25 protein-coding genes and 1 pseudogene are annotated in these 23350 nt (G+C 59.6%); 10 read left to right on the plus strand and 16 right to left on the minus strand.

Going from position 1 to position 23350, the window contains the following annotated elements; genetic code table 11:
- Positions 1 to 187 precede the first annotated feature (187 nt).
- From ACXHXG_RS28305 to ACXHXG_RS28320, 4 genes are all read right to left on the minus strand, one after another.
- Positions 188 to 1078, minus strand: coding sequence for an NAD-dependent epimerase/dehydratase family protein (locus ACXHXG_RS28305; RefSeq protein WP_457901465.1), 891 nt, complete (start codon positions 1076 to 1078; stop codon positions 188 to 190).
- Between the two features lie 221 nt (positions 1079 to 1299).
- Positions 1300 to 1434, minus strand: a complete 135-nt coding sequence (locus tag ACXHXG_RS28310) for a hypothetical protein (protein WP_280951160.1) — start codon at positions 1432 to 1434, stop codon at positions 1300 to 1302.
- 40 nt (positions 1435 to 1474) lie between these two features.
- Complete coding sequence (locus ACXHXG_RS28315; protein WP_162950149.1) at positions 1475 to 1633, minus strand: hypothetical protein; 159 nt, start codon at positions 1631 to 1633, stop codon at positions 1475 to 1477.
- A gap of 95 nt (positions 1634 to 1728) precedes the next feature.
- On the minus strand, positions 1729 to 2196 hold the full coding sequence (locus tag ACXHXG_RS28320; RefSeq protein ID WP_283051470.1) for a hypothetical protein: 468 nt from the start codon (positions 2194 to 2196) through the stop codon (positions 1729 to 1731).
- Here ACXHXG_RS28320 and coaD point away from each other — a divergent pair.
- From coaD to ACXHXG_RS28355, 7 genes are all read left to right on the plus strand, one after another.
- Positions 2146 to 2649, plus strand: coding sequence for a pantetheine-phosphate adenylyltransferase (coaD, locus tag ACXHXG_RS28325; RefSeq protein WP_199773545.1), 504 nt, complete (start codon positions 2146 to 2148; stop codon positions 2647 to 2649). The genes ACXHXG_RS28320 and coaD overlap by 51 nt on opposite strands.
- Before the next feature lie 35 nt (positions 2650 to 2684).
- Entirely contained in the window at positions 2685 to 3257 is a 573-nt protein-coding gene (locus tag ACXHXG_RS28330; RefSeq protein WP_104823060.1) for a peptidylprolyl isomerase, read from the plus strand.
- Between the two features lie 27 nt (positions 3258 to 3284).
- Positions 3285 to 3794 (plus strand): peptidylprolyl isomerase, encoded by a 510-nt coding sequence (locus ACXHXG_RS28335; RefSeq protein ID WP_104823061.1) that lies wholly within the window; start codon positions 3285 to 3287, stop codon positions 3792 to 3794.
- Between the two features lie 73 nt (positions 3795 to 3867).
- The gene (gene queA, locus ACXHXG_RS28340; RefSeq protein ID WP_457901466.1) at positions 3868 to 4953 is read left to right on the plus strand and encodes a tRNA preQ1(34) S-adenosylmethionine ribosyltransferase-isomerase QueA; all 1086 of its coding nucleotides are present in this window, start codon (positions 3868 to 3870) and stop codon (positions 4951 to 4953) included.
- A gap of 6 nt (positions 4954 to 4959) precedes the next feature.
- Positions 4960 to 6090, plus strand: a complete 1131-nt coding sequence (gene tgt, locus ACXHXG_RS28345; protein WP_104823063.1) for a tRNA guanosine(34) transglycosylase Tgt — start codon at positions 4960 to 4962, stop codon at positions 6088 to 6090.
- 245 nt (positions 6091 to 6335) lie between these two features.
- Positions 6336 to 6776, plus strand: coding sequence for a VOC family protein (locus ACXHXG_RS28350; protein ID WP_104823064.1), 441 nt, complete (start codon positions 6336 to 6338; stop codon positions 6774 to 6776).
- 231 nt (positions 6777 to 7007) lie between these two features.
- The gene (locus ACXHXG_RS28355; protein WP_104823065.1) at positions 7008 to 7778 is read left to right on the plus strand and encodes a cell wall hydrolase; all 771 of its coding nucleotides are present in this window, start codon (positions 7008 to 7010) and stop codon (positions 7776 to 7778) included.
- Positions 7779 to 7799: 21 nt separating this feature from the next.
- Here the strand turns inward: ACXHXG_RS28355 and ACXHXG_RS28360 are convergent, their stop codons facing one another.
- The 6 genes and pseudogenes from ACXHXG_RS28360 to ACXHXG_RS28385 form a co-directional block, all read right to left on the minus strand.
- On the minus strand, positions 7800 to 8225 hold the full coding sequence (locus ACXHXG_RS28360) for a DUF4864 domain-containing protein (protein WP_283050393.1): 426 nt from the start codon (positions 8223 to 8225) through the stop codon (positions 7800 to 7802).
- 118 nt (positions 8226 to 8343) lie between these two features.
- Positions 8344 to 9609, minus strand: coding sequence for a beta-ketoacyl-ACP synthase II (gene fabF, locus ACXHXG_RS28365; protein ID WP_283050395.1), 1266 nt, complete (start codon positions 9607 to 9609; stop codon positions 8344 to 8346).
- Between the two features lie 21 nt (positions 9610 to 9630).
- Positions 9631 to 10137, minus strand: a complete 507-nt coding sequence (locus ACXHXG_RS28370; RefSeq protein ID WP_104825093.1) for a winged helix-turn-helix transcriptional regulator — start codon at positions 10135 to 10137, stop codon at positions 9631 to 9633.
- Positions 10138 to 10215: 78 nt separating this feature from the next.
- A complete protein-coding gene (locus tag ACXHXG_RS28375) occupies positions 10216 to 10680 on the minus strand; it encodes a hypothetical protein (protein WP_457901467.1) in 465 nt (154 codons plus the stop codon).
- Positions 10681 to 10719: 39 nt separating this feature from the next.
- Complete coding sequence (locus ACXHXG_RS28380; RefSeq protein WP_457901468.1) at positions 10720 to 12621, minus strand: ABC transporter ATP-binding protein; 1902 nt, start codon at positions 12619 to 12621, stop codon at positions 10720 to 10722.
- Positions 12622 to 12623: 2 nt separating this feature from the next.
- A pseudogene (locus ACXHXG_RS28385) lies at positions 12624 to 14383 on the minus strand (ABC transporter ATP-binding protein).
- Positions 14384 to 14722: 339 nt separating this feature from the next.
- Here ACXHXG_RS28385 and ACXHXG_RS28390 point away from each other — a divergent pair.
- Positions 14723 to 15379, plus strand: coding sequence for a dihydrofolate reductase family protein (locus tag ACXHXG_RS28390; RefSeq protein ID WP_104823070.1), 657 nt, complete (start codon positions 14723 to 14725; stop codon positions 15377 to 15379).
- A gap of 175 nt (positions 15380 to 15554) precedes the next feature.
- Positions 15555 to 16631 carry a D-alanine--D-alanine ligase family protein gene (locus ACXHXG_RS28395; protein WP_457901469.1) on the plus strand — a complete coding sequence of 359 codons (1077 nt, stop codon included), beginning with the start codon at positions 15555 to 15557 and terminating at the stop codon, positions 16629 to 16631.
- Between the two features lie 167 nt (positions 16632 to 16798).
- Here ACXHXG_RS28395 and ACXHXG_RS28400 read toward each other — a convergent pair whose 3' ends face one another.
- The 4 genes from ACXHXG_RS28400 to metG are packed head-to-tail and all read right to left on the minus strand — an operon-like array spanning position 16799 to position 20470.
- Positions 16799 to 17290: a YbaK/EbsC family protein gene (locus ACXHXG_RS28400; RefSeq protein ID WP_457901470.1), complete on the minus strand. Its 492-nt coding sequence runs from the start codon at positions 17288 to 17290 to the stop codon at positions 16799 to 16801.
- A complete protein-coding gene (locus tag ACXHXG_RS28405) occupies positions 17287 to 18114 on the minus strand; it encodes an MBL fold metallo-hydrolase (protein WP_457901471.1) in 828 nt (275 codons plus the stop codon). Before ACXHXG_RS28405 ends, ACXHXG_RS28400 begins: the two co-directional genes overlap by 4 nt.
- A gap of 4 nt (positions 18115 to 18118) precedes the next feature.
- Positions 18119 to 18901 carry a TatD family hydrolase gene (locus ACXHXG_RS28410; RefSeq protein ID WP_104823077.1) on the minus strand — a complete coding sequence of 261 codons (783 nt, stop codon included), beginning with the start codon at positions 18899 to 18901 and terminating at the stop codon, positions 18119 to 18121.
- Between the two features lie 15 nt (positions 18902 to 18916).
- On the minus strand, positions 18917 to 20470 hold the full coding sequence (gene metG / locus ACXHXG_RS28415; protein ID WP_104823078.1) for a methionine--tRNA ligase: 1554 nt from the start codon (positions 20468 to 20470) through the stop codon (positions 18917 to 18919).
- A gap of 248 nt (positions 20471 to 20718) precedes the next feature.
- Here metG and ACXHXG_RS28420 point away from each other — a divergent pair, with 248 nt between their 5' ends.
- Positions 20719 to 21519, plus strand: a complete 801-nt coding sequence (locus ACXHXG_RS28420; RefSeq protein ID WP_104825094.1) for a sulfite exporter TauE/SafE family protein — start codon at positions 20719 to 20721, stop codon at positions 21517 to 21519.
- Here ACXHXG_RS28420 and ACXHXG_RS28425 read toward each other — a convergent pair.
- Positions 21516 to 22553 (minus strand): DNA polymerase III subunit delta', encoded by a 1038-nt coding sequence (locus tag ACXHXG_RS28425; protein ID WP_104823079.1) that lies wholly within the window; start codon positions 22551 to 22553, stop codon positions 21516 to 21518. The genes ACXHXG_RS28420 and ACXHXG_RS28425 overlap by 4 nt on opposite strands.
- Positions 22550 to 23233 carry a dTMP kinase gene (tmk, locus tag ACXHXG_RS28430; protein WP_457901472.1) on the minus strand — a complete coding sequence of 228 codons (684 nt, stop codon included), beginning with the start codon at positions 23231 to 23233 and terminating at the stop codon, positions 22550 to 22552. Before tmk ends, ACXHXG_RS28425 begins: the two co-directional genes overlap by 4 nt.
- Between the last annotated feature and the right edge of the window lie 117 nt (positions 23234 to 23350).

Consider the following 23350-nt stretch of genomic DNA (forward strand, 5'->3'; position numbering starts at 1 on the left):
TTGATCTCGTGGTTTTCGGCGTAGCGCTACGGCAAAAATAACCAGCCGCTTGGGAAGCGGCCGATTCGATTAACCCGAGCGATTGGAGGGCCGGACTCGGGATCCGAAAATATTGAAACACCCTTTGGTTCAGAGCGCCTTAAGGTGTTTGTTCAGCTTCCTGCTCTCCTCGCTTTCGCAGTAGTTCCTATTCCGATTGCCCGTTGCTCTGGGAAAAGGGCGGAAGAACTTCCAGGCTTCCTCGCTCCAATTGTGAGAAAGCCTCATCGTAGCCGAAGCGGGAGTGCCATCCGAGGACAGCGCCTGCAGATTTCGATGTGTAGACGCGATCGATGCTTTGCGGCAAAGACCAGCTTCGCTGCGCGAATTTGGCGGCAAGTCCCGGCGCGCGCAATTTGATGACAGAGGCCGCATCGACGGCAAGCGCCTTGCAATCTTCCGGTTTGAACAGCGTGCCGGCGGAGACGATATGCCGTTGAAAATGATCCCCGCCGTTCGTCAGCGCCGCGGCATGTGCATCAGCGACATCTCGGATATCGACGCCGCGGTGCAGCCGATAGGCAGCCATTACATTTGCTGGTTCAGGAAAGCTGCGAGACATGCGCAAAACGCGCACCTGTAGATCGGGGCCGGCCATATCCTCCAGTATCCGCTCGGCTTTCAGTTTCGTGCGATGATAGATGCTTCTTGGTTGTGGTACGGTGTCTTCGTCGATCCATGTACAGCGGCCGGGAAGAACCGCGTGGCCGTAAAGCGCAGTCGTGCTGGTAAACACCAGTCGCTTCACGCCAGTGGCCAAGGACGCCTCAACCAATAAACGAGTTCCTTCGACGTTGATGCGATAAAACTCGTCATCGGGGACCGTTCCGACATGTGGTGCGTGCAGAGCCGCGCAATGGACGATCGCATCCGCACCCCTCAGCACTTCGCGCAACAGCATCGCATCCGTAAAATCTCCGACGACATGCGTCGTCGAAAACGGCGAACGATCGATCCCGACAACCGCGTGATTTGTCGCTAAGGCGTTAAAGATCGCACGGCCAAGCCGCCCGGAACTGCCTGTAAGAGCAATGCGCATATCGATCCCTCTATGAGACTGGATAGCCATAGCACGATTGAAGCGATTGCCGCGCTACTTGTCGCAAGAGCAGCACCCCGTAGTGGCGCCGGGGATCGGGGAAAGGCTCGCGGGCGTAACGGCATAAAAAAACCGGACGCTGGGGGAGCGTCCGGTTCGAATTAACCCGAGCGATTGGAGGGCCGCACTCGGGATCAGGAAATATCGCAACACCCTTTGGTTCAGAGCGCCTTATGGTGTTTGTTCAGCTTCTTGCTCTCCTCGCTTTCGCGGTGGAGCGCTGAGATTGTGGACGCGACGGATACAACGAACATGCTGCTGATGAAGAGCGTAAGCACCGTTAATATCGTGAACATGATCGCTCCCTTCCTCTCGTGGAACTAGCGTTCAGATCCCTTAATACTGGCTGGTGGTAACGAAGGGACGAGCCGAAGCAAAGGGACCGTAGATCTTCGACTGGTCAGGCTTTTGATCGTAGAGAGCGATTGTCGCTGCAAGCATTCCCGAAATCATGGTCATCCAAACGACGTTAATAAGGGTGATCTTATCGGGCATACTCTGTTTCCTTCTTACCGCAATGAGCAAATCTAAGGTTCGGGCTTTTAACGCAGCGGCCGGTGAATGGTTCCGCCTTGATGTTGAGCGTCTGTTTACCAACGTCCATCTGAAGCGACCTTGAATGCCTTGTTCATCTGGCGTTCAGATTCGCGATGCGTTTTGCGCATGGCGTTGGCGATTTCTTGAGCAGAATTGGTGGTGTTAGCCGGGGAAGCCCATTCTATTTCGTAGTTGTTCGCGAAAAGATGAACGGCATATTCAAGAGCGAAAGAGCCGATAACGGCGACTGCAACAATAAGGACCAACATGGCCTGATCTTCCCTGAGCCGGAGGCGGATGAGCCGATGAAAGCGGCCCGTTTCGATGTTGGTGCGAATAAAGCACCGTTGATCTGAAACGGGCTTGAACGTCGCATTCATCTGCTGTTCAGAGGCAGCCAAGAGGTTGTAAATGACTTGCGATACCGGCCCATCCGTGACAAAAGGCTGCAAACAACGAGCCGGTCTGGTATGACGACAGCCTTTTATCCTGGATCCTTCGATCCGATGACCAATGGACATCTGGATGTCCTCGTGCAGGCGCTGAATGTCGCCTCCAAGGTTATTGTCGCGATCGGCATTCATCCTGGCAAGAAACCGCTTTTCTCCTTCGAGGAACGCGCGGAATTGATCACCCGGTCGCTTGCCGAAGCGCTGCCGCAGAAGGTTGGGGATATCTCCGTTGTCGCCTTCGATAATCTGGTGGTCGACGCGGCGCGCAAGCATGGCGCGAGCCTTTTGGTGCGCGGCCTGCGTGATGGCACCGATCTTGACTATGAAATGCAGATGGCCGGCATGAACCGCCAGATGGCGCCTGATATTCAGACCCTGTTTCTGCCGGCCGGCACGGCATCGCGGCCTATAACCGCCACATTGGTGCGGCAGATCGCATCCATGGGCGGCGATGTCAGCGCTTTCGTGCCCGCAGCGGTTCTTGAAGCCCTGACAGGCAAGCTAAAAGATACGGTCCAATAAAGACTGGCCGAAATCATTTTCCGAACGGAGCACCCATGAAACTCTTTCATCTCGCATTGGCAGGTTTTCTCAGCCTTGCCGCCTTCGCAGGCAGCGCCTTCTCGGCCGCGGCCGACGATTTTCTGACGATCCAGCTCAAGGATGGCCCGGTCGTCATTCAGTTGATGCCGGATGTTGCTCCGAAGCATGTCGCACAGATCGAAGCGCTGGCGAAGAAGGGTGCATATGACAATGTCGCCTTCCATCGTGTCATCGACGGCTTCATGGCACAGACCGGCGACGTGCAGTACGGCAACATGACCAAAGGTTACAATCCTCAGAAGGCCGGTACCGGCGGCTCCGATATGCCCAATCTTCCGGCCGAATTCTCCAAGGTTCCATTCAAGCGTGGCACGGTCGGCATGGCGCGTGCCCAGGATCCGAATTCCGCTAACTCGCAGTTCTTCATCATGTTCGCCGACGGCGACTTCCTGAATGGCCAGTACACGGTCGTCGGCAAGGTCGTCTCCGGCATGGAATTCGCCGACAAGATCAAGCGCGGCGAAGGCCAGAACGGCGAAGTGAGCAACCCCGACCGCATGGTCAAGGTCACGGTCGGCAAGAAGTAAAATTCGAGAAGAGAAGAGGAAACAAAAATGGCTGAGATCAAGGATCCCGAAAACACCCTCGTCCTGGAAACCACCAAGGGTCAGGTCGTCATTCAGTTGCTGCCGCAGGTAGCGCCCGAGCATGTCGCCCGCATCAAGGAACTTGCCCGCGAGAAGGCTTATGATGGCGTCGTTTTCCACCGCGTCATCGACGGCTTCATGGCCCAGACCGGCGACGTGCAATACGGCAAGCAGGGCAGCGAGAGCTTCAATCCCGGCCGTGCCGGCATGGGCGGCTCCTCGAAGCCCGACCTGAAGGCCGAATTTTCCGCAACGTCGCACATTCGCGGCACCTGCTCGATGGCTCGTTCGCAGAACCCGAACTCGGCCAACTCGCAGTTCTTCATCTGCTTTGCCGACGCTCCGTGGCTGAACAAGCAGTACTCGGTCTGGGGCCAGGTCATCTCCGGCATGGAAATTGTCGACCAGATCAAGCGCGGCGAGCCGGTGAAGGATCCGGACTCGATCGTATCCGCTCGGGTTGCCGCCGACGTCTGATCGTGATTATTCCTGAAGCCCGCCTCTCGCGCTTTGGCGTGGGGGCGGGTTTCGCTTTGCTGAGATTGCCAGAATGCGCGTTGACTTTTTCGATTTCGACCTGCCGGATGAGCGCATTGCGCTGAGGCCCGCCGAGCCCCGCGACAGCGCGCGGCTGCTCGTCGTCGATCCGAATAACGGCGAGGCGGCTCTGAGCGATTATCACATCCGCGATCTGCCGTCTTTCCTGCGAGCAGGCGATGCTGTCGTCTTCAACGACACGAAGGTCATCCCGGCCCAGTTGGAGGGCGTTCGTCATCGGGAAGGTGCGCCCGGCCAGCAGGTGTCGGCGACGCTGCATATGCGCGCCGCGCCCGACCGCTGGAAAGCTTTCGCCAAGCCGGGCAAGCGCATCAAGATCGGCGATCGCATCCAGTTCGGCCATGGCGAAAATGTTTGCATCCTTGGGGCTCTTGATGCCGTGGTCGAGGAGAAGGGTGAGGGCGGCGAGATCACGTTGCGCTTCGATCTCTCCGGTCCGGCGCTGGATGAGGCGATTGCCGCAGTAGGCCATATTCCGTTGCCGCCCTATATCGCCGCCAAACGGCCGGAAGACGAGCGCGACCGCACGGACTACCAGACAATCTACGCTCGTGAGGAGGGCGCCGTTGCTGCGCCGACCGCGGGCCTGCATTTTACCCCGTCGCTGTTTGCCGCGCTTGATATCATGGGCGTCGAGCGGCATTTCGTGACGCTGCATGTCGGCGCCGGTACGTTTCTGCCCGTCAAGGCCGACGACACTGAAGACCACAAGATGCATTTCGAGATCGGCTATGTCGACGCGACGACGGCGGCGAAGCTGAATGCGGTGAAGGCGAGGGGCGGGCGCATCGTCTGTGTCGGCACGACCTCGCTACGGCTGATCGAAAGTGCCGCCGGCGATGACGGAACGATCAAGCCCTGGCACGGCGCGACCGGCATCTTCATCACGCCCGGCTATCGCTTCAAGGCGGTCGATCTCTTGATGACGAATTTCCATCTGCCGCGCTCGACGCTGTTCATGCTGGTATCGGCCTTTGCCGGCCTTGATACCATGCGCGCGGCCTACACCCATGCTATTGAGACAGGCTATCGCTTCTATTCCTATGGCGATGGCAGCCTGCTCTACCGGAAAGACTAAGACGAGATGAGCGAGAGCTTTCAGTTCCAGTTGAAAAAGACCGATGGCGGTGCCCGTCTCGGCGAAGTTTCCATGCCGCGCGGCACGATCCGCACGCCGGCCTTCATGCCGGTCGGCACGGTCGGTACCGTCAAGGCGATGTATCTCGATCAGGTACGCGAGACCGGCGCCGACATCATTCTCGGCAATACCTATCACCTGATGCTCCGCCCGACCGCGGAGCGTGTCGCCCGCCTCGGCGGCCTGCACGAGCTGATCCGCTGGCAGCATCCGATCCTTACTGACTCCGGCGGCTTCCAGGTCATGTCGCTCTCCGGCCTGCGCAAGCTCGACGAGAAGGGTGTCACCTTCAAGTCGCATGTCGACGGCAGCACGCATCACATGTCGCCGGAGCGCTCGATCGAGATCCAGGGCCTGCTCGGCTCCGACATCCAGATGCAGCTCGATGAATGCGTGGCGTTGCCGGCGACGCCGAAGGAAATCGAGCGCGCCATGGAAATGTCGCTGCGCTGGGCCGAACGCTGCAAGGTGGCTTTCGGCAATCAGCCCGGCAAGGCGATGTTCGGTATCGTGCAGGGCGGCGATGTTCCGGAGCTTCGCGTCCGTTCCGCGCAGGCGCTGAGCGGCATGGACCTCAAGGGCTATGCCGTCGGAGGTCTTGCCGTCGGCGAGCCACAGGAAGTCATGCTACGCATGCTTGAGATCACTCTTCCCGAGCTGCCGACGGAGAAGCCGCGTTATCTCATGGGCGTCGGCACGCCGGACGATATCCTGAAGTCCGTCGCCCGCGGCATCGATATGTTCGATTGCGTGATGCCGACCCGCTCGGGACGTCATGGCCTCGCGTTTACGCGTAGGGGCAAGGTCAATATCCGCAATGCCCGTCACGCGGAGGACATGCGCCCGCTCGATGATCAATCGAGCTGCCCGGCCTCGCGCGATTATTCCCGCGCCTACCTGCACCATCTCGTCCGCGCCAACGAAGCGCTCGGCGGCATGCTGCTTTCCTGGCACAATCTTGCCTACTACCAGGAACTGATGCACGGCATTCGCCAGGCGATCGCCGAAGGCCGCTTTGCCGATTTCATGGCAGAGACTCAGGAGAATTGGGCAAGGGGCGATCTCGAGCCGGCGTGATGCACGAACGGTTAGAGTGGCGATGCGCTGCTCTTGAACACGTCCCGATTCCGCGCTAATTGAAGCCTGTCGAAAAAGGCAGGGTTGGTTTCGGTAGGCCCAATCCCTTCCATCCGGAAGCTCTGCTCCATGCCATAGGCATGAGGGCCCGCGACGCGGAACTTGGCCATTGTGGCCGAGTACCCCGCGTTGGTGTGGGCCGTTTCGAGCGACACGCCTCTGCGGGGAGACCCCTTGGAGCTGTCATGCGACTGAATCACCTAGATTTACATGTTCCCGACGTCGCCGCGACGCGGGATTTTTTTGTTTCCGTCTTTGATTTCACCGAAATCGAAACCCGTGGAGCGAACGGCCTCGCCATCCTGCGCGACGATGCCGGGCTCGAACTGGTCATCAGCCATCCGGTCGAGAGGTTCGGCGGAGCTGATTCAATATCGGTCGGCCGCAACACCTATCACATCGGCTTCATGCTGCCGTCGCGCGAGGCTGTGGACGCACAATTCGAGCGCGCCAAATTGGCCGGCTGCGAAATCTGGAAACCGCCGTCGGCTATGCGGGGCGGTTGGTTGTTTTATTGCTTCGCACCAGGACGAATTCTGGTCGAAGTCGGCTGGCGTCCGGAACCTAAATATCAATTAGAAAATATAATATCCGCAATGGCTTATGTCTCAGTCTTTGTCTCATGAATTAGGCGTTTTCAGGTGGTCTAACTGGGCTCTTCCGAAAGGCCGCCTGAGACGACGGCGCGATAAGAAAGCGTTTGCAAAAACAGCGAATCGTAATAAATGATCCTTCAGCCGGTGGTAAGATCCACTGACTATTTTGGTGCTTTGCGTTTGAAATTCCTTTGAACTTCGGCTACAAAGCGTTCCACTTTATCGATAAGGGCTCACTAATAATATAGGAGGCACCTGCCGTTGAGGGCGCAACGCGCATTGGGGACCTGTCTTTCCGGACTCATATTTGTCGGATTGGCAGCGACGGGCTGCACGACGGTGGCGAAAGCACCCTCGACCAGCCAAAACTCTTCCAAGTCCATTCGACCGACGAAGGTAACCTACAATTACACCGCAAAAGATCGCGACTGTTTGAAGCGAGCGATGTATTTCGAGTCCGAGCATTCGGACCATGATGGATACATGGCAGTGGGATCGGTCGTGATGAACAGATTGACCTCCGGTGCCTACGCCTCGTCGATCTGCGGCGTCGTCGCGCAAAAAAGGCAATTTGCGCCAGGCGTGATGACGAGGGTGGTCAGCGACCTGGCCGAACCTGATCTCAACCAGGCGGCATCGGAGGTTCTCAATGGAGAACGACATCCGGGTGTCAAGGATGCGATGTTCTTCCACACGGACGGTCTGAAATTCCCTTACAATAACATGCACTATGTCGCCGTGGCCGGCGGAAACGCTTTCTATGAGAAGCGTGGGCAGGATGGCGCCCTTGAAACGCCAGCGCCACTTCCGGCCTACGAAGTTGCGATGAACTATGTGCCTGTGCAAACGGTCACAACAACGCAATTTCCGGTTTTGTTGCCACCTGCAGACCAGATTCCGATCCCGGCGCCGGATCCAATGACGACTGCAAGCATCAGCGCAACGCCAACGTCTACTGTAGCTGTTCCCTTACCGCGGCCAGCATTGGATGCGGCGGTTCAGCCTGTCAGTTTCAGCAGGGCAGGTGGCTAAAAGAGGCGAGGGGAATTCTGATCAGATTCCCTCGCTTGTCGCGTTCGGCAGGATCTGCACGCCGTTGATCTTATAACTGCCATCGGGCTGACGGGCGATCTGATAGATCGCCGTCCAGTCCTTGCCGTCCGTGCCGGTGATCAGCACTTCCTGATAGACGACCGCGCCGTTGTCGATGGCGCGGCTCTTGCCGAAGGCGTAGTTGCCTGGGTGATAGACCGGCTGATAGCTCTTCTTCACCATGGCGAAGAAGCTGTCCTTGTCCGGAAAAAGCGCCTTGATGCCGGGGGCAGCGAAGGAATAGGCCGAATCCGCATCATTGTGCAGGAAAGCTTCGATCTGTTCCTGAATCAACGTCTGCGCCGATTGCACGGGGTCTTCCGCTCGTGCGCCCGGGGCGAGGGCGAGGGTAATGCAGAGGGCGGCTGCAAGAGATAAAGCGCGCATGGACGATCTCCGGCAATATCCAGGAGAGCATAGCGCGCTTTATGCCTTTGCAGAAGGGACGCGGAGTATCGCAGGGATCAGCTATGTAGTCGCCGAAGCCCGGAGAAGCCGAACCCGATCATTGCCAGCGGCGAAACAGAGCGCTGGCATTCACGCCGCCGAAACCGAAACCGTTGGAGATGGCATATTCCATTGCCATCGGCCGAGCTGTTGCGCCAACAATATCGATACCGTCGGCCGCCGCGTCTGCCTCCTGCAGATTGCGGGTCGGAGGCGCAATCTGGTCGCGCAACGCCATGATGGTGAAGACCGCTTCCAGGCCGCCGGCAGCGCCAAGAAGATGGCCCGTCGCTGCCTTCGTGCCGCTGACGGCGATGCCGCCGTCGCGGCCGAATACCGTTTTGACCGCTTCCATTTCGCCACGATCGCCGACCGGCGTTGAGGTGGCGTGGGCATTGAGGTGCTTGACCTCACTGGGAGAAATCCGCGCCTGCGACAGTGCCGCCAGCATCGCCCGGCGCGCCCCGTCGCCATCTTCCGGACCGGCGGTCATATGATAGGCATCGGCGGCGGTACCATAGCCGACGAGTTCGGCGAGCGGCGTAGCGCCGCGGGCGAGAGCGTGGTCCAGCGTCTCGATTACCAGCATGCCGGCGCCTTCGCCCATGACAAAACCGTCACGGCCGGCGTCGAAGGGACGGGATGCTTCTTCCGGTCGGTTGCTGAAGCCGGTGGAGAGCGCCCGTGCCGCGGCAAAGCCGCCGAGGCTGACCTTGTCGATGCAGGCCTCCGCGCCACCGCAGATCGCGACATCGGCTTCACCGGCACGGATGAGACGCGCCGCATCGCCGATCGCCTGGACGCTAGCAGCGCAGGCCGTCACCGGCGCGCCGAGCGGCCCCTTATAGCCATAGCGAATGCTGACCTGGCCGGCTGCCAAATTGACGAGGAATGAGGGGACGGTGAAGGGCGACAGCCGCCGCACGCCGCGCGTCTCGGCAGTGCGCACCGCGTCGGCAATTGCCGGAAAGCCGCCGATGCCGGAGGCGATGACCGTGGCGGTGCGTTCGAGTTCTGCGGGATCGGTCGGCTGCCAACCGGCTTGCCTGATTGCTTCTTCTGCGGCCGCCATGGCGAAGAGGATGAAGCGATCCATCTTCTTCTGGTCCTTCACCGGCACGTAGCGATCGGCATCGAACCCGGCTTCGCTATCCTCCTCAAGGCTCGGCACGACACCACCGACCTTGGCGGCCAGATCGCCGACCATCGTCTCCGGCAGAAGCCTGAGACCCGAGCGTCCTTCGACCAGCCGCTTCCAGGCGGCATTGACGCCGACGCCCAGCGGCGAAACCAGGCCCATGCCCGTTACGACGATTCGATCCATGATTGAGTACTCCTATCTTTATCAGGCGTCGAAGCCCAGGAACCATGCCTTCATCTGCGCGATCCGTTCATGCACGGCCTCGTCGGCCGCCGGTCCGGGAACCAGAATCGTATCTTCGGGATGAAAAGCGCGGCCGGTCACGCGGTCGATGAGAAGGGGATCGCGATCCTCACCCGTCGCCGGGTCGACCAGCCGCATGGCAACCTCCTCGGGCGGCAAATGCCGGTTTCCCCAGGTAAACAGCGCCATGAGAACGGGAAAGAAGTCGCGCCCCTTTTCCGTCAGCACGTATTCGTAGCGTGGCGGCCGCTCGTTGTAGAGGCGGCGTTCGAACAGGCCCTCGTCCGTCAGATGTTTCAGCCGCCGCGTCAGGATATTCGGCGCAACACCAAGGTTCTTCTGGAATTCATCAAAGCGCGTCAGACCCTGAAGCGCATCGCGCAGGATCAGAATGCTCCACCAGTCGCCGACGCTTTCGAGCGCACGGGCGGCAGGACATTTGAAGGCGCTGAAGCTTGTTCTCTGCATGGCCGAGGCGAATAGCATGGGTTACTATCATCATGCAAGTCACTAGGCTTGAATGGCGGGGTGTTTCGCTAAACAGCGTTACGGAAGCTCGGCCATGGGCTTGAGTTTTCCTTGGTATCTGAAGGAAATGAGAAAAATATAGATCAATAATAAGAGAAACGGTGTTGAGCGGACAATGGCGACCCAAACGTCGGTTGACGCATATAGGGCTAAGAATGCGTCTAGCGCCGCCAAAGCCAATGCCCAAGCAAAAAGCATCAAGTAGATTTCACGCCACACCTCGTCCGTAAATAATGAGCTTTTCTCGAACAATATTGTTCTGGCAAGGAATCTCCAGAAGGCAAGAATAAGGAAAATCAGCGCAAAATATGTGGCTCGCAAGACCGGCTCGAGCTTTATGCTGAATTCCGTGCGTTCGACGAAATATCGAAAGATCTGATCTGGAGCGCCGTTAAATATCACGCCTCCGATGAGTATGATCAGACAAACTCTCCACAGTATCGACAACGAGGCCTTTGCGTAGCGTCTGAAAAATGTGATCAACGCTTCAGTCTCCAGGTCTTCAGTTTTAAAAACGAACTGCTAGGTGCGCGATTCCACCGGCACCGAAGCACTCACTTCCTCCTCCGGAATATCGTCGAAGGACGCATAATTGAGGTTATAAAGCTTCGAATAGAGCTTGCCGTTGGCCATGAGCTGATGGTGATTGCCGCTCTCGATCAATTGGCCATTCTGCAGGACGATGATGCGATCGGCCTCGCGGATGGTGGCGAGGCGGTGAGCAATCACAAGGCCGGTGCGTCCCTCGAGCAGCTTCACCAGCGCCTTTTGGATCAGCATCTCGGTATAGCTGTCGATGTTCGCGGTTGCCTCGTCGAGCACGAGTATCTTCGCGTCGGCGACAAGGGCGCGGGCGAAGCTGACAAGCTGGCGCTGGCCGAGCGACAAGCCGCTGCCACGTTCACCGAGAACGGTATCGTAGCCATCGGCAAGCCGCATGATGAACTCATGCGCACCCACCGCCTTTGCGGCCTCGACGATCTCCGCGCGCGTGGCCTCGGCCTTGTTGTAGCGAATGTTCTCCAGCACGGTGCCGGTGAACAGGAATGGCTCCTGCAGCACCATGGCGATCTGTCGGCCGAGCGAATCCTGCGTGAGGGAGCGCACATCATGGCCGCCGACGAGCACCTGACCCTGCTGCACCTCGTAGAAACGATGGATCAAGGCCATGGAGCTCGATTTGCCGGAGCCGGTCGGGCCGATCAGAGCTACAGTCTCACCGGGATTGACCTTGAAGCTGACATTCTTCAGCACTGGATGTTTTGGATCATAGCCGAAGACGACGTCCCGGAATTCGACCGAGCCGTCCATATCCGCCGACAGCACTTTGGCGTCCGGCGCGTCCTTGATATCTACGGGCACGTCGAGCACATCCGTTAGCCGCTGGCCGGAGGCCATGGCGCGCTGCATGACGGAATATTGCATGGTGAGCGAGCGGATAGGGTCGAAGAAGCGCTGAATGTAGAACAGGAACGCGACCATGACGCCGACGTCGAGCCTGTGGTTCAGCACCATGGAACCGCCAACGATGATGACGATGGCCATGGCCATGCCCGTCAAGGTATCGACGATCGGCACCATGATCTGTGCGTATCTCGCAGCCGTCAGATGTGCCTTGAGGTTGGTATATGCCTTGTCGTCGAAGAGACCGAAATTGACGCTCTGCCTGTGCATGCCCTGAACGGCGCGCACGCCATGGATCGCCTCGGCCAAGGCGCCGTTGGTGACGGAGTTTGTCTCATGCGCGTTCATGAAGGCGACACGTGCCTTCGGAAGCCAGAACAGCCGGACGACGAAAAGGATCGGCATGACCGACAGCGTCAGCAGGCCAAGCCGGAAATCGAGCGAGAGAATGACGATGACGATGCCGAAGAGCAGGGCGATATCGCCGACGGAAAGCACCGATGTTTCAAGGAATTCCTGCATGGAGTTGACGTCGCCCTGCAGGCGCGACATCAACCGGCCGACTTCGGTCTTGTCCATGAAGGAGAGTGATACCCGCTGCAGATGTGCAAACATCGCCCTGCGGATATCGAAGAGCACTTCCTCCGCGACCTGGCCGACAAAGGTCTCCTGCACATAGCTGGCAGCATAATTGACCAGAATCGCTGCTGTGAAGATCGCCAGGGCCAGCCAGAGCGCCGAATAGTTGGTCGCGCCAGGTGCCATCGCGTGATCGATCGCATAGCGGATGACGAGCGGGATGACGATCTGCGACCCGGTGAAGAGAAGCACGGCTCCGACGGAAATGTAGATCTGGCGGCGGTAGGGGCTGACGAACGCCCAGATGCGGCGGATGATCTTGCCGTCGAAGACCTTGCCGAAAATCTCTTCCTCGACGCGATGGGAGCCGACCACAGCGCGGGGAGGGCGCCGCCCGTCTTCGCGCACGTCGTTGCGCTCGGTTTCAACAGTTTCCGACATTGTCAGGCCTCCCTTCTCGCCCCTGCGACCCTAGAGACATCGCTGTCTGGGCGGACCTGCAGATCGTACAGCGCCTTGTACCGCCCACCGGCAGCAAGGAGCTGCTCGTGGGTTCCACGCTCGACAATCTCACCGTCTTCGACAAACAGGATCTGGTCGGCATGCATCAGAGAGCTGAGGCGGTGGGCGACAACGAGGGTCACCCGATCTCGGGCAAACCGCTTCATGGCGCTGCGGATGCGTTGCTCGGTTGCAGCGTCAATGGCAGCGGTGGAATCATCGAACACCATTACCGCTGGCTTCAGCATCAACGTCCGAGCGATCGTCAAACGCTGGCGCTGGCCGCCGGAAAGCGACACGCCGCGTTCTCCGACGACGGTGGTATAGCCGGCCGGCAGGCCGAGAATATAGTTGTGCAGTTGGGCGGATTCGGCGGCGCGCTCGATGCGCTGTTCCTTCGCCCAGGGATCGCCGTAGGCGATATTGTTTTCGATGCTGGTCGTGAACAGGAAGGAATCCTGCTGCACGACGGCCACCGACTGGCGCAGCGACTGCAGCGTCGCCTTGCGGATATCCTGGCCGTCGATCGTGATCCGGCCGGATGTGACGTCATAGAAGCGCGGGATCAGATGCGCGATGGTCGATTTGCCGCTGCCGGGCGGCCCGACGATGCCGATCGTCTCGCCGCGCCGTGCTTCGAAGCTGACATCCCTGAGGACGGGGCGGTTTTCCGAGCCGGGATAGGTGAAGCCGACACTTTCGAAGCGCAGAACGCCGTCCGTAACGGCAAGCGGCTTGGCGTCCGGCGCATCCTTGATGGCGATGTCGAGGTCGAGCAGGGCGAACAGCCGCGAGCCGCAGGTCGATGCGCGGGCAAACGCGTTGACCATCAGGCCGAGCTGGCGCACCGGCATCTGCAGAATGGTCATGAAGGTCAGGAACGAGGCGAGGGTGCCGACACTGATCTCGCCCGCAATCACCTTGGTGCCGCCAACCCAGAGCACGAGGCCCATGGCGGCGAAAAAGGAGAAGTTCATGGCGCTGGTATTGACGACGCGGATACCGACGCGTTTGTGAGCAAGGGTGAGCGCATTGTGCGAAGCCCTGTCGAACTTCATCAGTTCGTGGGCCTGCGCCGCGAAGGCACGCACGACACGAATGCCGCCGAGGTTTTCCTCCATCACGCGGGTCAGCACCGATAGCCGTTCCTGCAGTTCGAGCCAAGTCGAACGCAATCTGAGCTGTGTCACGGAGGAGCGCCAAGCGACGAAAGGCACGAAGCTCAGCGCCAATAACCCGAGCAGGACATCGGTCGACAGAAGCATATAGGCGCCGACGCCGATCAGCATGGTGAGTAGCACCATGCGCACCAGCGCCGTCGAAAAATACATGCGCACGCCTTCGAGATCGAGCAGGCCGACCGTGATGAGATCGCCGGAATGCACATTGTCGTGGAAGCTGAAGGAGAGCTGCTGGATCTTTTCATAGCAGGCCAGCCGCAGCTCGTAGCCCATATGGTGTCCGACAGCTTCGCTAAAGTAGTTCTGCACCATCGTGAAAAGGCCGCGCAGGATGCTGACGACCAGCAGGAGCAGGGCGGTCGTCAACAATGCATTTTCCGCGAGCTGGCCGGCCGCGTCGCCGCAACGAATGTTGCGCCGATCGCCAAGCCGGTCTGCCAGGGATGGCACAGCGTCATATGCGTGATCCGCACGATGGTGGAGAGACCCCGACCCCAACCAGCCGCATTGACATGCGCCAACGAAGCCAATGGCTTCGCCGCGCTTCTTGAGGAATCGCTGCTCACGCTCTTATCCAGGCATTTTTGAACGAGGCGGGCCCGAAATCGGGTTCGGATCGCAAAGGGAATATTGGTAGGACGAATGTCGCCGATTCCGGACCGTCATTCAAGAGTCAAATGGTCACAAGTGCCACCTGGGCGTTAGATTGCGTGTTCGGCGATGGGCGGTATTCGACTGTGTCGCGCGGCGCAATTCGAGCTCGGACCTGAAAAGCTTCGGACAAAAATTTCAAGTGCCTGTCGGTTTCACCTGGAGAGAAACGTCCTTGGATCGACAAACCCAAACTCATGGAGGACATCATGCGCAGGATCATCGCAGCCACATTCATCAGCCTCGACGGGGTCATGCAGGCGCCGGGCGCTCCGGAGGAGGATCCGACCGGCGGATTTCGGTTCGGTGGCTGGACGTTTCCCTATTTCGACGAAGCGACGGGTTCAGCCCTGGGCCAGATATTCGGCAAGCCCTTCGACCTGCTGCTTGGCCGCAAGACCTACGATATCTTTGCTGCTTATTGGCCCTATGCCGGCGAAGATGACTCTATCGGCGTGTTGTTCAACAAGGTCACCAAATATGTTGCGACCCGCGGCGATATCAGGCTTGATTGGAACAACAGCCAATCGCTCGGAACTGACGTTACGGCAGCGCTGACGGAGCTTAAGAAAGGCGAGGGGCCGGATCTCTTGATCCAGGGGAGCGGCAACCTTATTCAGACCCTGCTTCGTCACGGATTGATCGACGAATATACGGTACTGACCTTCCCTGTGCTGCTTGGCAAGGGCAAAAAGCTGTTCGCCGAGGGAACGGTTCCGGCCGCGCTGAAACTCATCCGCTCGCAATCCTTCCCGAGCGGCGTCATCATGGCGACTTACGAGCCAGCCGGTGACGTCAAGACCGGTTCCTTTGCCCAGCAGGCCCCGTCCGAGGCCGAGATCCGGCGCCGTCAGAGCTTGGAATAGCCTGCAGATGATAGCACCATCCCGCCATACCCGCGTCCGTCGGGCATGGCGGACTTTGCCGTACTTCAGCCGGAAACATCGGAGATGAGGATGCAGCTCGCCACCGCATTTTCGCCAATCGTGGCGTTGCGATTGGCTCCCGACCTCGCAACCCGAACCATTCCGGAGAACATTTATGACAGACGCCGCGGCATCCTCGAAACTGCGCATCGCCGTGCTTTTTGGTGGGCGTTCCGCCGAGCACGACGTCTCGGTGCTGTCTGCGACGAATGTCATGCGTGCCCTGCAGCCGGCCAAATACGATGCCGTGCCCATCTTCGTCACCCGCGAGGGAAAGTGGCTCTTAAGCACTTTCGAGGACGGCAAACTGTCGACGCCGGAGAGCGGGACAGAAATCTGCCTTGTGCCCGGTGGGCGTGGACGAATGATCGCGATTTCGGCTGTCGATAGCCCCCGCGACCTGCCGAAGATCGATATCTTGTTTCCCGTCCTGCATGGGCCGCATGGCGAGGATGGCTCGTCCCAGGGGCTTGCCGAAGTCGCCCGGGTGCCGCTTGTCGGATGCGGTATCCTCGGTTCGGCGGTTGCGCTGGACAAAGACATCGCCAAGCGGCTGCTGAACCAAGCAGGTCTGGCTACGGCGCGAGGAGTCACCATTCACGAGACCGGCGCGCCTTCCTTCGCCGATCTCGAACGCACGCTCGGACTGCCCGTGTTCATCAAGCCGGCGCGTCAGGGATCGTCGGTCGGCGTCAGCAAGGTTATGACGGCCAGTGAATATGAAGCAGCGCTCGCGGAAGGCTTCAAGCATGACCGCAAGCTGCTTGCGGAGGAGTTCATCCGCGGACGGGAGATCGAATGCAGTGTGCTGGAGGATACGGCAGGCAATCTCTTCGTTTCGCGTCCCGGCGAAATCGTGCCGGCGGAGAGCCACGGTTTTTATAGCTACGACGCAAAATATATCGACGAGAACGGCGCGGCTTTGAAAGTGCCGGCTGAGCTGCCGGAGGAGATCGAGCGCCGGCTCCGCGAGACGGCAGGCAATGCCTTCCGGGCGGTTGGCTGCGATGGCATGGCGCGCGTCGATTTCTTCGTGACCGCGGACATGCAGTTTCTCGTCAACGAGATCAACACGATTCCCGGTTTCACCGATATCAGCATGTATTCCAAAGCCATGGCGGCGAGCGGCATCAGCTATGCGGAGACCATCGACCGGCTTGTTGCGCACGGGCTGGCACGCGCCGCGCGATAAGTCATGGTGCGGTGCCGCTGCGAAACTTCTGAATTTCTGCGACGGCGGCAAGCGAAGGAGGGAAGAACGTTGCAGTTCGAACTGGAACCCACCGGCCTACAAATGAAAGTCAGATAAGATAGATTATGGAACAAAAATCGATATCAGGCGAGTGAGCTGAACTCGCCTCAAGCCGCCTTTACGCGGATAATCTGGGCTCCGGTCTTCTCGGCCAAGGTTTTGGGATCGCAAGCAAAGATGCTGTCTGGCCGTCCTGCTGCGCACCAAACCTGGTCGTAGCCCAACAGGCTTTCGTCGATGAAAACCGGCAGCTTCACACGATGGCCGATCGGGCCGACGCCGCCGATGGCGAAGCCGGTTTCGTCGCGGACGCGGTCGATGTCGGCGCGCTTCAGGCGTAGCCCGTAAGTGGTCGCGATATATGCCGTATCGGCATTGTGGGCGCCGGAAATAAGGAGCAGCGTCAGGCCGTGGGTCTCCGCATTGACGAAGACTAGCGATTTGACGATCTGGCCAACAGCGCAGCCGGCCGCATTGGCCGCTTCTTCGGCTGTGCGGGTCGATTGCTCCATGCGCTTGATGACGATGTCGAGGCCGAGATCGCGGGCAGCCTGTTCGACGCGTTCGAGGCTTGAAAGCTTCTTACTGTCCTCGCTCATAGATCATCATCCTCCACATCGAGTTCGATCCGCATCTGGTCGTAAGCCGGCTCGACATTCTCAGGTGTTTCCGCAAGCACGGTCGCGTAGTCGAGTGGTGTGTGCATATGCGTCAGGATCGCGCGGCGTGGCTGCAGCCGTTCGATCCAGGCGAGCGATTGCTCCAGCGAGAGATGGCTTGGATGCGGCCGGTATTGCAGCGCATCGATGATCAGGACGTCGAGATCTTGAACTCTCTCGACAGATTCCGCTGGGAAGTCGCTGATATCGCTGCAATAAGCAAGGCTGCCGATGCGAAAGCCAAGCGAGTGGATGTCGCCGTGCTGCTGCCTGTGCGGCCAGAAGCTGATCGGACCGCCCGGCCCGTCGACCGTGAAACTCTTGTCCAGGCTTTCGATGATGATCGGCCGGACGATCGGCGGATAGTTACTGCCTGGCGGCGTCTCCAGACAATAGCCGAAGCCCTCGCGGATGCGGTCCATGGTCGGCTGATCGGCATAGATCGGAATGCGCTCATGCGAATTGTGGAAGAAACCACGCAGGTCGTCGATGCCGTGAATATGGTCGGCATGGGCGTGCGTATAGAGCACCGCATCGACAGAGCCGACGCCAGCGCGGATCATCTGCTCGCGAAAATCCGGGCCGGTATCGACGACGACGGTGGTGATGCCGCCATCCGGCGCGATCTGCTCGATCATGAAGGCAGCACGCGTGCGCCGGTTTTTCGGATTCTTCGGGTCGCAGGCGCCCCAATCGCCGGTAATGCGCGGCACCCCCGGCGACGACGAGCAGCCCAATATGGTGAAGCGCCGCCGGTGTGTCACGCCGTCAGACCCTCGTCATGCGGGAGAAGCAGCGGAACGCATTCTGGGTGGTGATCTCTGCGATCTCGTCCATGCTGACGCCGATCGTATCCGCCAGCACCTCGGCTGTGTTGACGACGTAGGATGGCTCATTGCGTTTGCCGCGCCAGCGCTTCGGCGCAAGGTATGGCGCATCCGTCTCGACCAGCAGCCGGTCATGCGGGATCGTTTTGGCGATCTCGCGCAGCTCTTCCGATTTCGGGAAGGTCAGAATACCGGAGAAGGAAATATAGCCGCCAAGCTCGACGCCGGTGCGGGCGAGGGCCGGGCCGGAGGAGAAGCAATGCAGGATGAAGGGGAAGGCCCCCTTCCCTGTTTCCTCGGTCAGGATCGCGGCCATGTCCTCATCGGCGCTGCGGCTGTGAATGACCAGCGGCAGCTTCGTTTCGCGTGCGGCCGCGATGTGGCGCAGGAAGCCGGTCTTCTGATCTTCCGGCTTGACGGTATCGTAGAAATAATCGAGACCCGCCTCGCCGATCGCGACGATCTTCTCGTGCTGGTTTGCCAGCCGCACAAGGTCTTCCGTCTGGATATCCAGTTCCTGGTCGGCGCTGTTCGGATGCGTGCCGACCGAGCAGAAAACCGAGGGATAGCGCTCTGTTATCGCAAGCAATCCATCGAGCTTTCTGACCTTGGTCGAGATGGTGACCATCTGCTTGACGCCAACCTCATGGGCGCGCGCGACGATCGCGTCGCGTTCCTCCGCGAAGTCGGCAAAATCCAGATGGCAATGCGTATCGATCAACATGGCAGTAGAAAAACCTTATTCGACTTCCGGCGCCACATAGCGCGGGAAGACGGGCTTGGGCGCTTCCAAGGGCGTTCCGGGGATAAGGCGGCCGGCCTCGCCGAGCGCCGCGAAATCGCGCTTGTCGGCGGGAATAGCGATCAGATCCAGCAGCTTGGCAGAAGACTCCGGCATGAAGGGCTGCAAGAGAATGCCGATCTGGCGGACGACATCGGCGGTAACGTAGAGCACGGTCGCCATGCGAGCCGGATCGGTCTTCTTCAGTGCCCAAGGCTCTTGGCCGGCGAAATAGCGGTCGCTTTCGGAGACGACGGCGATGATCGAAGCCAGCGCGCGGTGGATGAGCTGCTTGCCCATGTCCTCGCGCGTGGAGGCCAGCAGCGCATCGGCCTGCGCCAGCAGCGCCTTGTCCACGTCGGTCAGCTCTCCGCATTCTGGGATCTTGCCGTCGCAATTCTTGACGATCATCGAGAGCGACCGGCTGGCGAGATTGCCGATGCCGTTGGCAAGATCGGAGTTGATGCGGGTGCCGATCGCCTCTTCGCTGTAGCTGCCGTCCTGGCCGAAGGAGACTTCGCGCAGGAAGAAATAGCGCACCTGGTCGAGGCCGAAATGGTTCACCAGATTGACCGGATCGACGACGTTGCCGAGCGACTTCGACATCTTCTCGCCCTTGTTGAGCAGGAAGCCATGGGCATAGACGCGCTTCGGCAGCGGCAGCTTGGCCGACATCAGGAAAGCCGGCCAGTAGACGGCGTGAAAGCGGATGATGTCCTTGCCGATGATGTGCACATCGGCCGGCCAGTATTTCGCCCGCGGATTGTTCCGGTCCTCGATATAGCCGGTCGCCGTGATGTAGTTCGTCAGTGCATCGACCCAGACATACATGACATGGGCGGGATCGTTCGGCACCTTGATGCCCCAGTCGAACGTCGTGCGTGAAATCGACAGGTCCTTGAGGCCTGATTTGACGAAAGAGATCACCTCGTTGCGGCGCTCGGCCGGACCGATGAAATCGGGGTTCTCCTCGTAGTGCTTCAGCAGTCGGTCTTGGTATTCCGAGAGCTTGAAGAAGTAGCTCTCCTCCTGCACCCATTCTACCGGCGTGCCCTGAGGCCCGTAACGGACGCCATCGGCGCGAAGCTCGGTCTCATTTTCCTGGTAATAGGCCTCGTCGCGCACCGAATACCAGCCGGCATAGGAATCCTTGTAGATGTCGCCGGCATCGGCCATCAGGTTCCAGATGTTCTGCGAGGTCTCGTGATGGCGGGCCTGCGTCGTGCGGATGAAGTCGTCATTCGAGGCATTGAGCAGCTTGCCCATGGCCTGGAACTCGTCCGAATTGCGGTCGGCTAGCTGCTGTGCCGTCAGGCCTTCGGCGCGCGCCGTCTGCTGCATCTTCTGGCCGTGTTCGTCCGTGCCGGTCAGGAAAAAGACATCGAGCCCGTCCAGCCGCTGGAAGCGCGCCATGGCGTCGGTGGCAATCAGCTCATAGGCATGGCCGATATGCGGCTTGCCGTTGGGGTAAGCGATCGCAGTGGTGATGTAGAACGGGGTCTTGTCGGTCATATCAGGCAATGGTCCGGTTTACGGTTTCGTCATTGTTATTCTTGCACTCGCTCGCTTTAGCGCATGTTTGCTGGGAGTGAAACACCAAGTTTCGCGCTCGCAGCATTCCACGTTCCGTGGACGTCCTCGCTTGACTCGATCCAGCCCCGGCTTTACCCCTTCAGAAAACAAAAGCGCAGGACAGGGACCGCCGTGAATACTATTTCCATTTTTAATAGCCTGTCCAACGGCTTGAAGGGGCCGTGGCTTTGATTTTTCCGGCCGCGTTTCAACCCCTTTATTCCTTTTCCGGTTTCTTCGTCGGCATGCTGGTGGGTATCACCGGCGTCGGTGGCGGGTCGTTGATGACGCCATTGCTGGTTCTGTTGTTCGGTGTGCATCCGGCCACCGCCGTTGGCACGGACCTCCTTTATGCCGCGATCACCAAGACCGCGGGCACCGCGGTTCATGGCATGCACGGGCGGGTGAACTGGAAAGTGGTGGGCTTGCTCGCCTCCGGAAGTGTGCCCGCCGCGCTTGCGATGCTGTGGATCATGGCGGGCGTCAATCGCGAGAGTCCGGCGGTTGCCCATACGATCACGGTGTCCCTGGGCTGTCTCCTGTTTCTGACGTCGTTGATGCTGATCTTTCGCGGCCAGGTGCTGAGCGCCATCCGGAAATGGCGAGGCGAGCGCGGGACGCTTTCGCCGCGTAGCATCGCGCTGCTGACGCTCGTCCTTGGCTTTGTGCTCGGCACCCTCGTCACCATGACCTCCGTCGGCGCCGGCGCGCTCGGCGTCACCGTGCTGCTGGTGCTCTATCCGCATCTCGATGTGCGCGAGATCGTCGGCTCGGATATCGTCCATGCCGTACCGCTGACATTGATCGGCGGCATGGGTTACTGGTTCATCGGCGAGATTAACTGGACGATGCTGTTTGCACTGCTGCTCGGCTCGGTTCCCGGCATCGTTGCCGGCAGCCTGCTGGCGCCGCGTTTGCACGAACGGATAATCAGGACGGTGCTTGCCGTCACCTTGATGATCGTCGCCTGGAAATTACTCTTTCCCTAAATGGAAAGCTGCTGCTTGAGCTCGCCGAGAATCGTGATGATCGTCTGCTTGCGATCGAGATTGTAGGCCTGCGATACGGTGAGCCGCTCGGTGACGTCAGAATAGAGGCGAGCGAGTCTTTCGGCCACAGTGAGGCGTCCCTCCAGCGCCGCCGCCCTCGCCCGCGCCATGATGTCGTCGCCGATATGGGACACGAAGAATCCGAAGATCGTGTCGCTTTCCTTCGCCGACAAGGCATCGGCGAGGCGATGCATTGCCCGGCGCGCCGCAGGCCCATCCGTTGAGATGACCTGCTCGTAGGCCGCAACGATTTCGCCACCGCCATAGTTCAGCAGTTTCAGAGCCTCGCCGACGCTCCCCTTGGCCGCGGCAAGCAGGTCCGCACCCTGCCCCGGCGACAGGCTGATACCAAGATGCGCAAGCGCGTTCCCTAGAGCATCGTCGCTCAGCGGCGTCAGCCTCAGTGGCAGGCAGCGCGAGCGGATGGTCGGCAGCAGCTTGCCCGGCGCGTGCGACAGCACGAGGAACAGTGCCCGCTTCGGTGGCTCCTCGAGGATCTTCAATATGGCATTGGCAGCGCTTCGATTGAGATCATCGGCCGGATCGATGATGACGATACGCCAATTGCCCGTGCCGGAGGTCTGTGAGAAGAACTTGCCGGCGCGGCGCACCTCATCGACAGTGATCGCAGACTTTACCTTTCCGGTCTTGTCGTCGACGGGACGGGCAAGATGCAAGAGATTGTGCGAGGCACCGCCGGAAATCTGCCGACTGATGGCGGAAGCCGGATCGGGGTCGCCGATCATTTCCGGCGCCATGGCGGGGTCGGGATGAGACAGAACATGATTGGCAAAACGAAAGGCAAGCGTTGCCTTGCCGATGCCTTCTGGCCCCTCGATCAGGACGGCATGGTGACCTTTGCCCGAGCGATAGGATTGCGACAGGAAGGCTTCCGCCTCCTCGTGGCCGAAGAGACGGGTGTTATCCTGGGGCGGAATCGCACCATCGAGAACCCCTGGCCGATCTTCGCTCATTGCGCCACTTCCGGTCTGATGGACGGCATATCGTCTGCCGATGTCAGCCGTTCTTCGACTATGCTGGCAATTTCATTGGCAATGGCATCTTCGGAGCGCTGCGCATCGATGACGTGACAACGGCCCGGATCGCGCGCGGCAATATCGAGAAAGGCTTCCCGACGCTTCTCATGCGTCTGCATTTCTTCTTTTTCGAAGCGATCCGGTGCGGCACTGGCCGAAGCACGCTTGCGGGCCCGCTCCAGGCCGATTTTGGCGGGAATATCAAGGATCAGCGTACAGTCCGGCACCACGCCGTTGACCGCGACACGCTGCAGCGCCTCGATGAAATCAGGTTCGAGATTTCCTGTTATGCCCTGATAAACGCGCGAGGAATCCATGAAGCGGTCGCAAAGCACGATCGTGCCGCGCGCAAGCGCCGGGCGGATGACCTCTTCGACATGATCGTTGCGTGCCGCGGCGAACAGGATCGCCTCCATGCGCGTGCCGAACATTTCCGCCGCGCCCGAAAGCAGCACATGGCGTACGGCCTCCGCCCCCGGCGAGCCGCCCGGTTCGCGCGTCACCAGGACGTCATGACCGAGCCCGCGCAACCGTTCCGCCAGGCAGCGAATCTGGGTCGATTTACCGGCCCCTTCCCCGCCTTCAAAGCTCACGAACAATCCGGTTGCATCAGCCAATGATCATGTCCTGCACTTGTTTTCCGCATTTTTGCCGTAGCGTGACGTGTGCCCTGTTTAACTCAAGATGCGCGCTCGTGAAACCACGCAAAGCATCTGAGCCTGACATTCTATATA

The organism is Rhizobium sp. LEGMi-198b, from assembly GCF_054114205.1.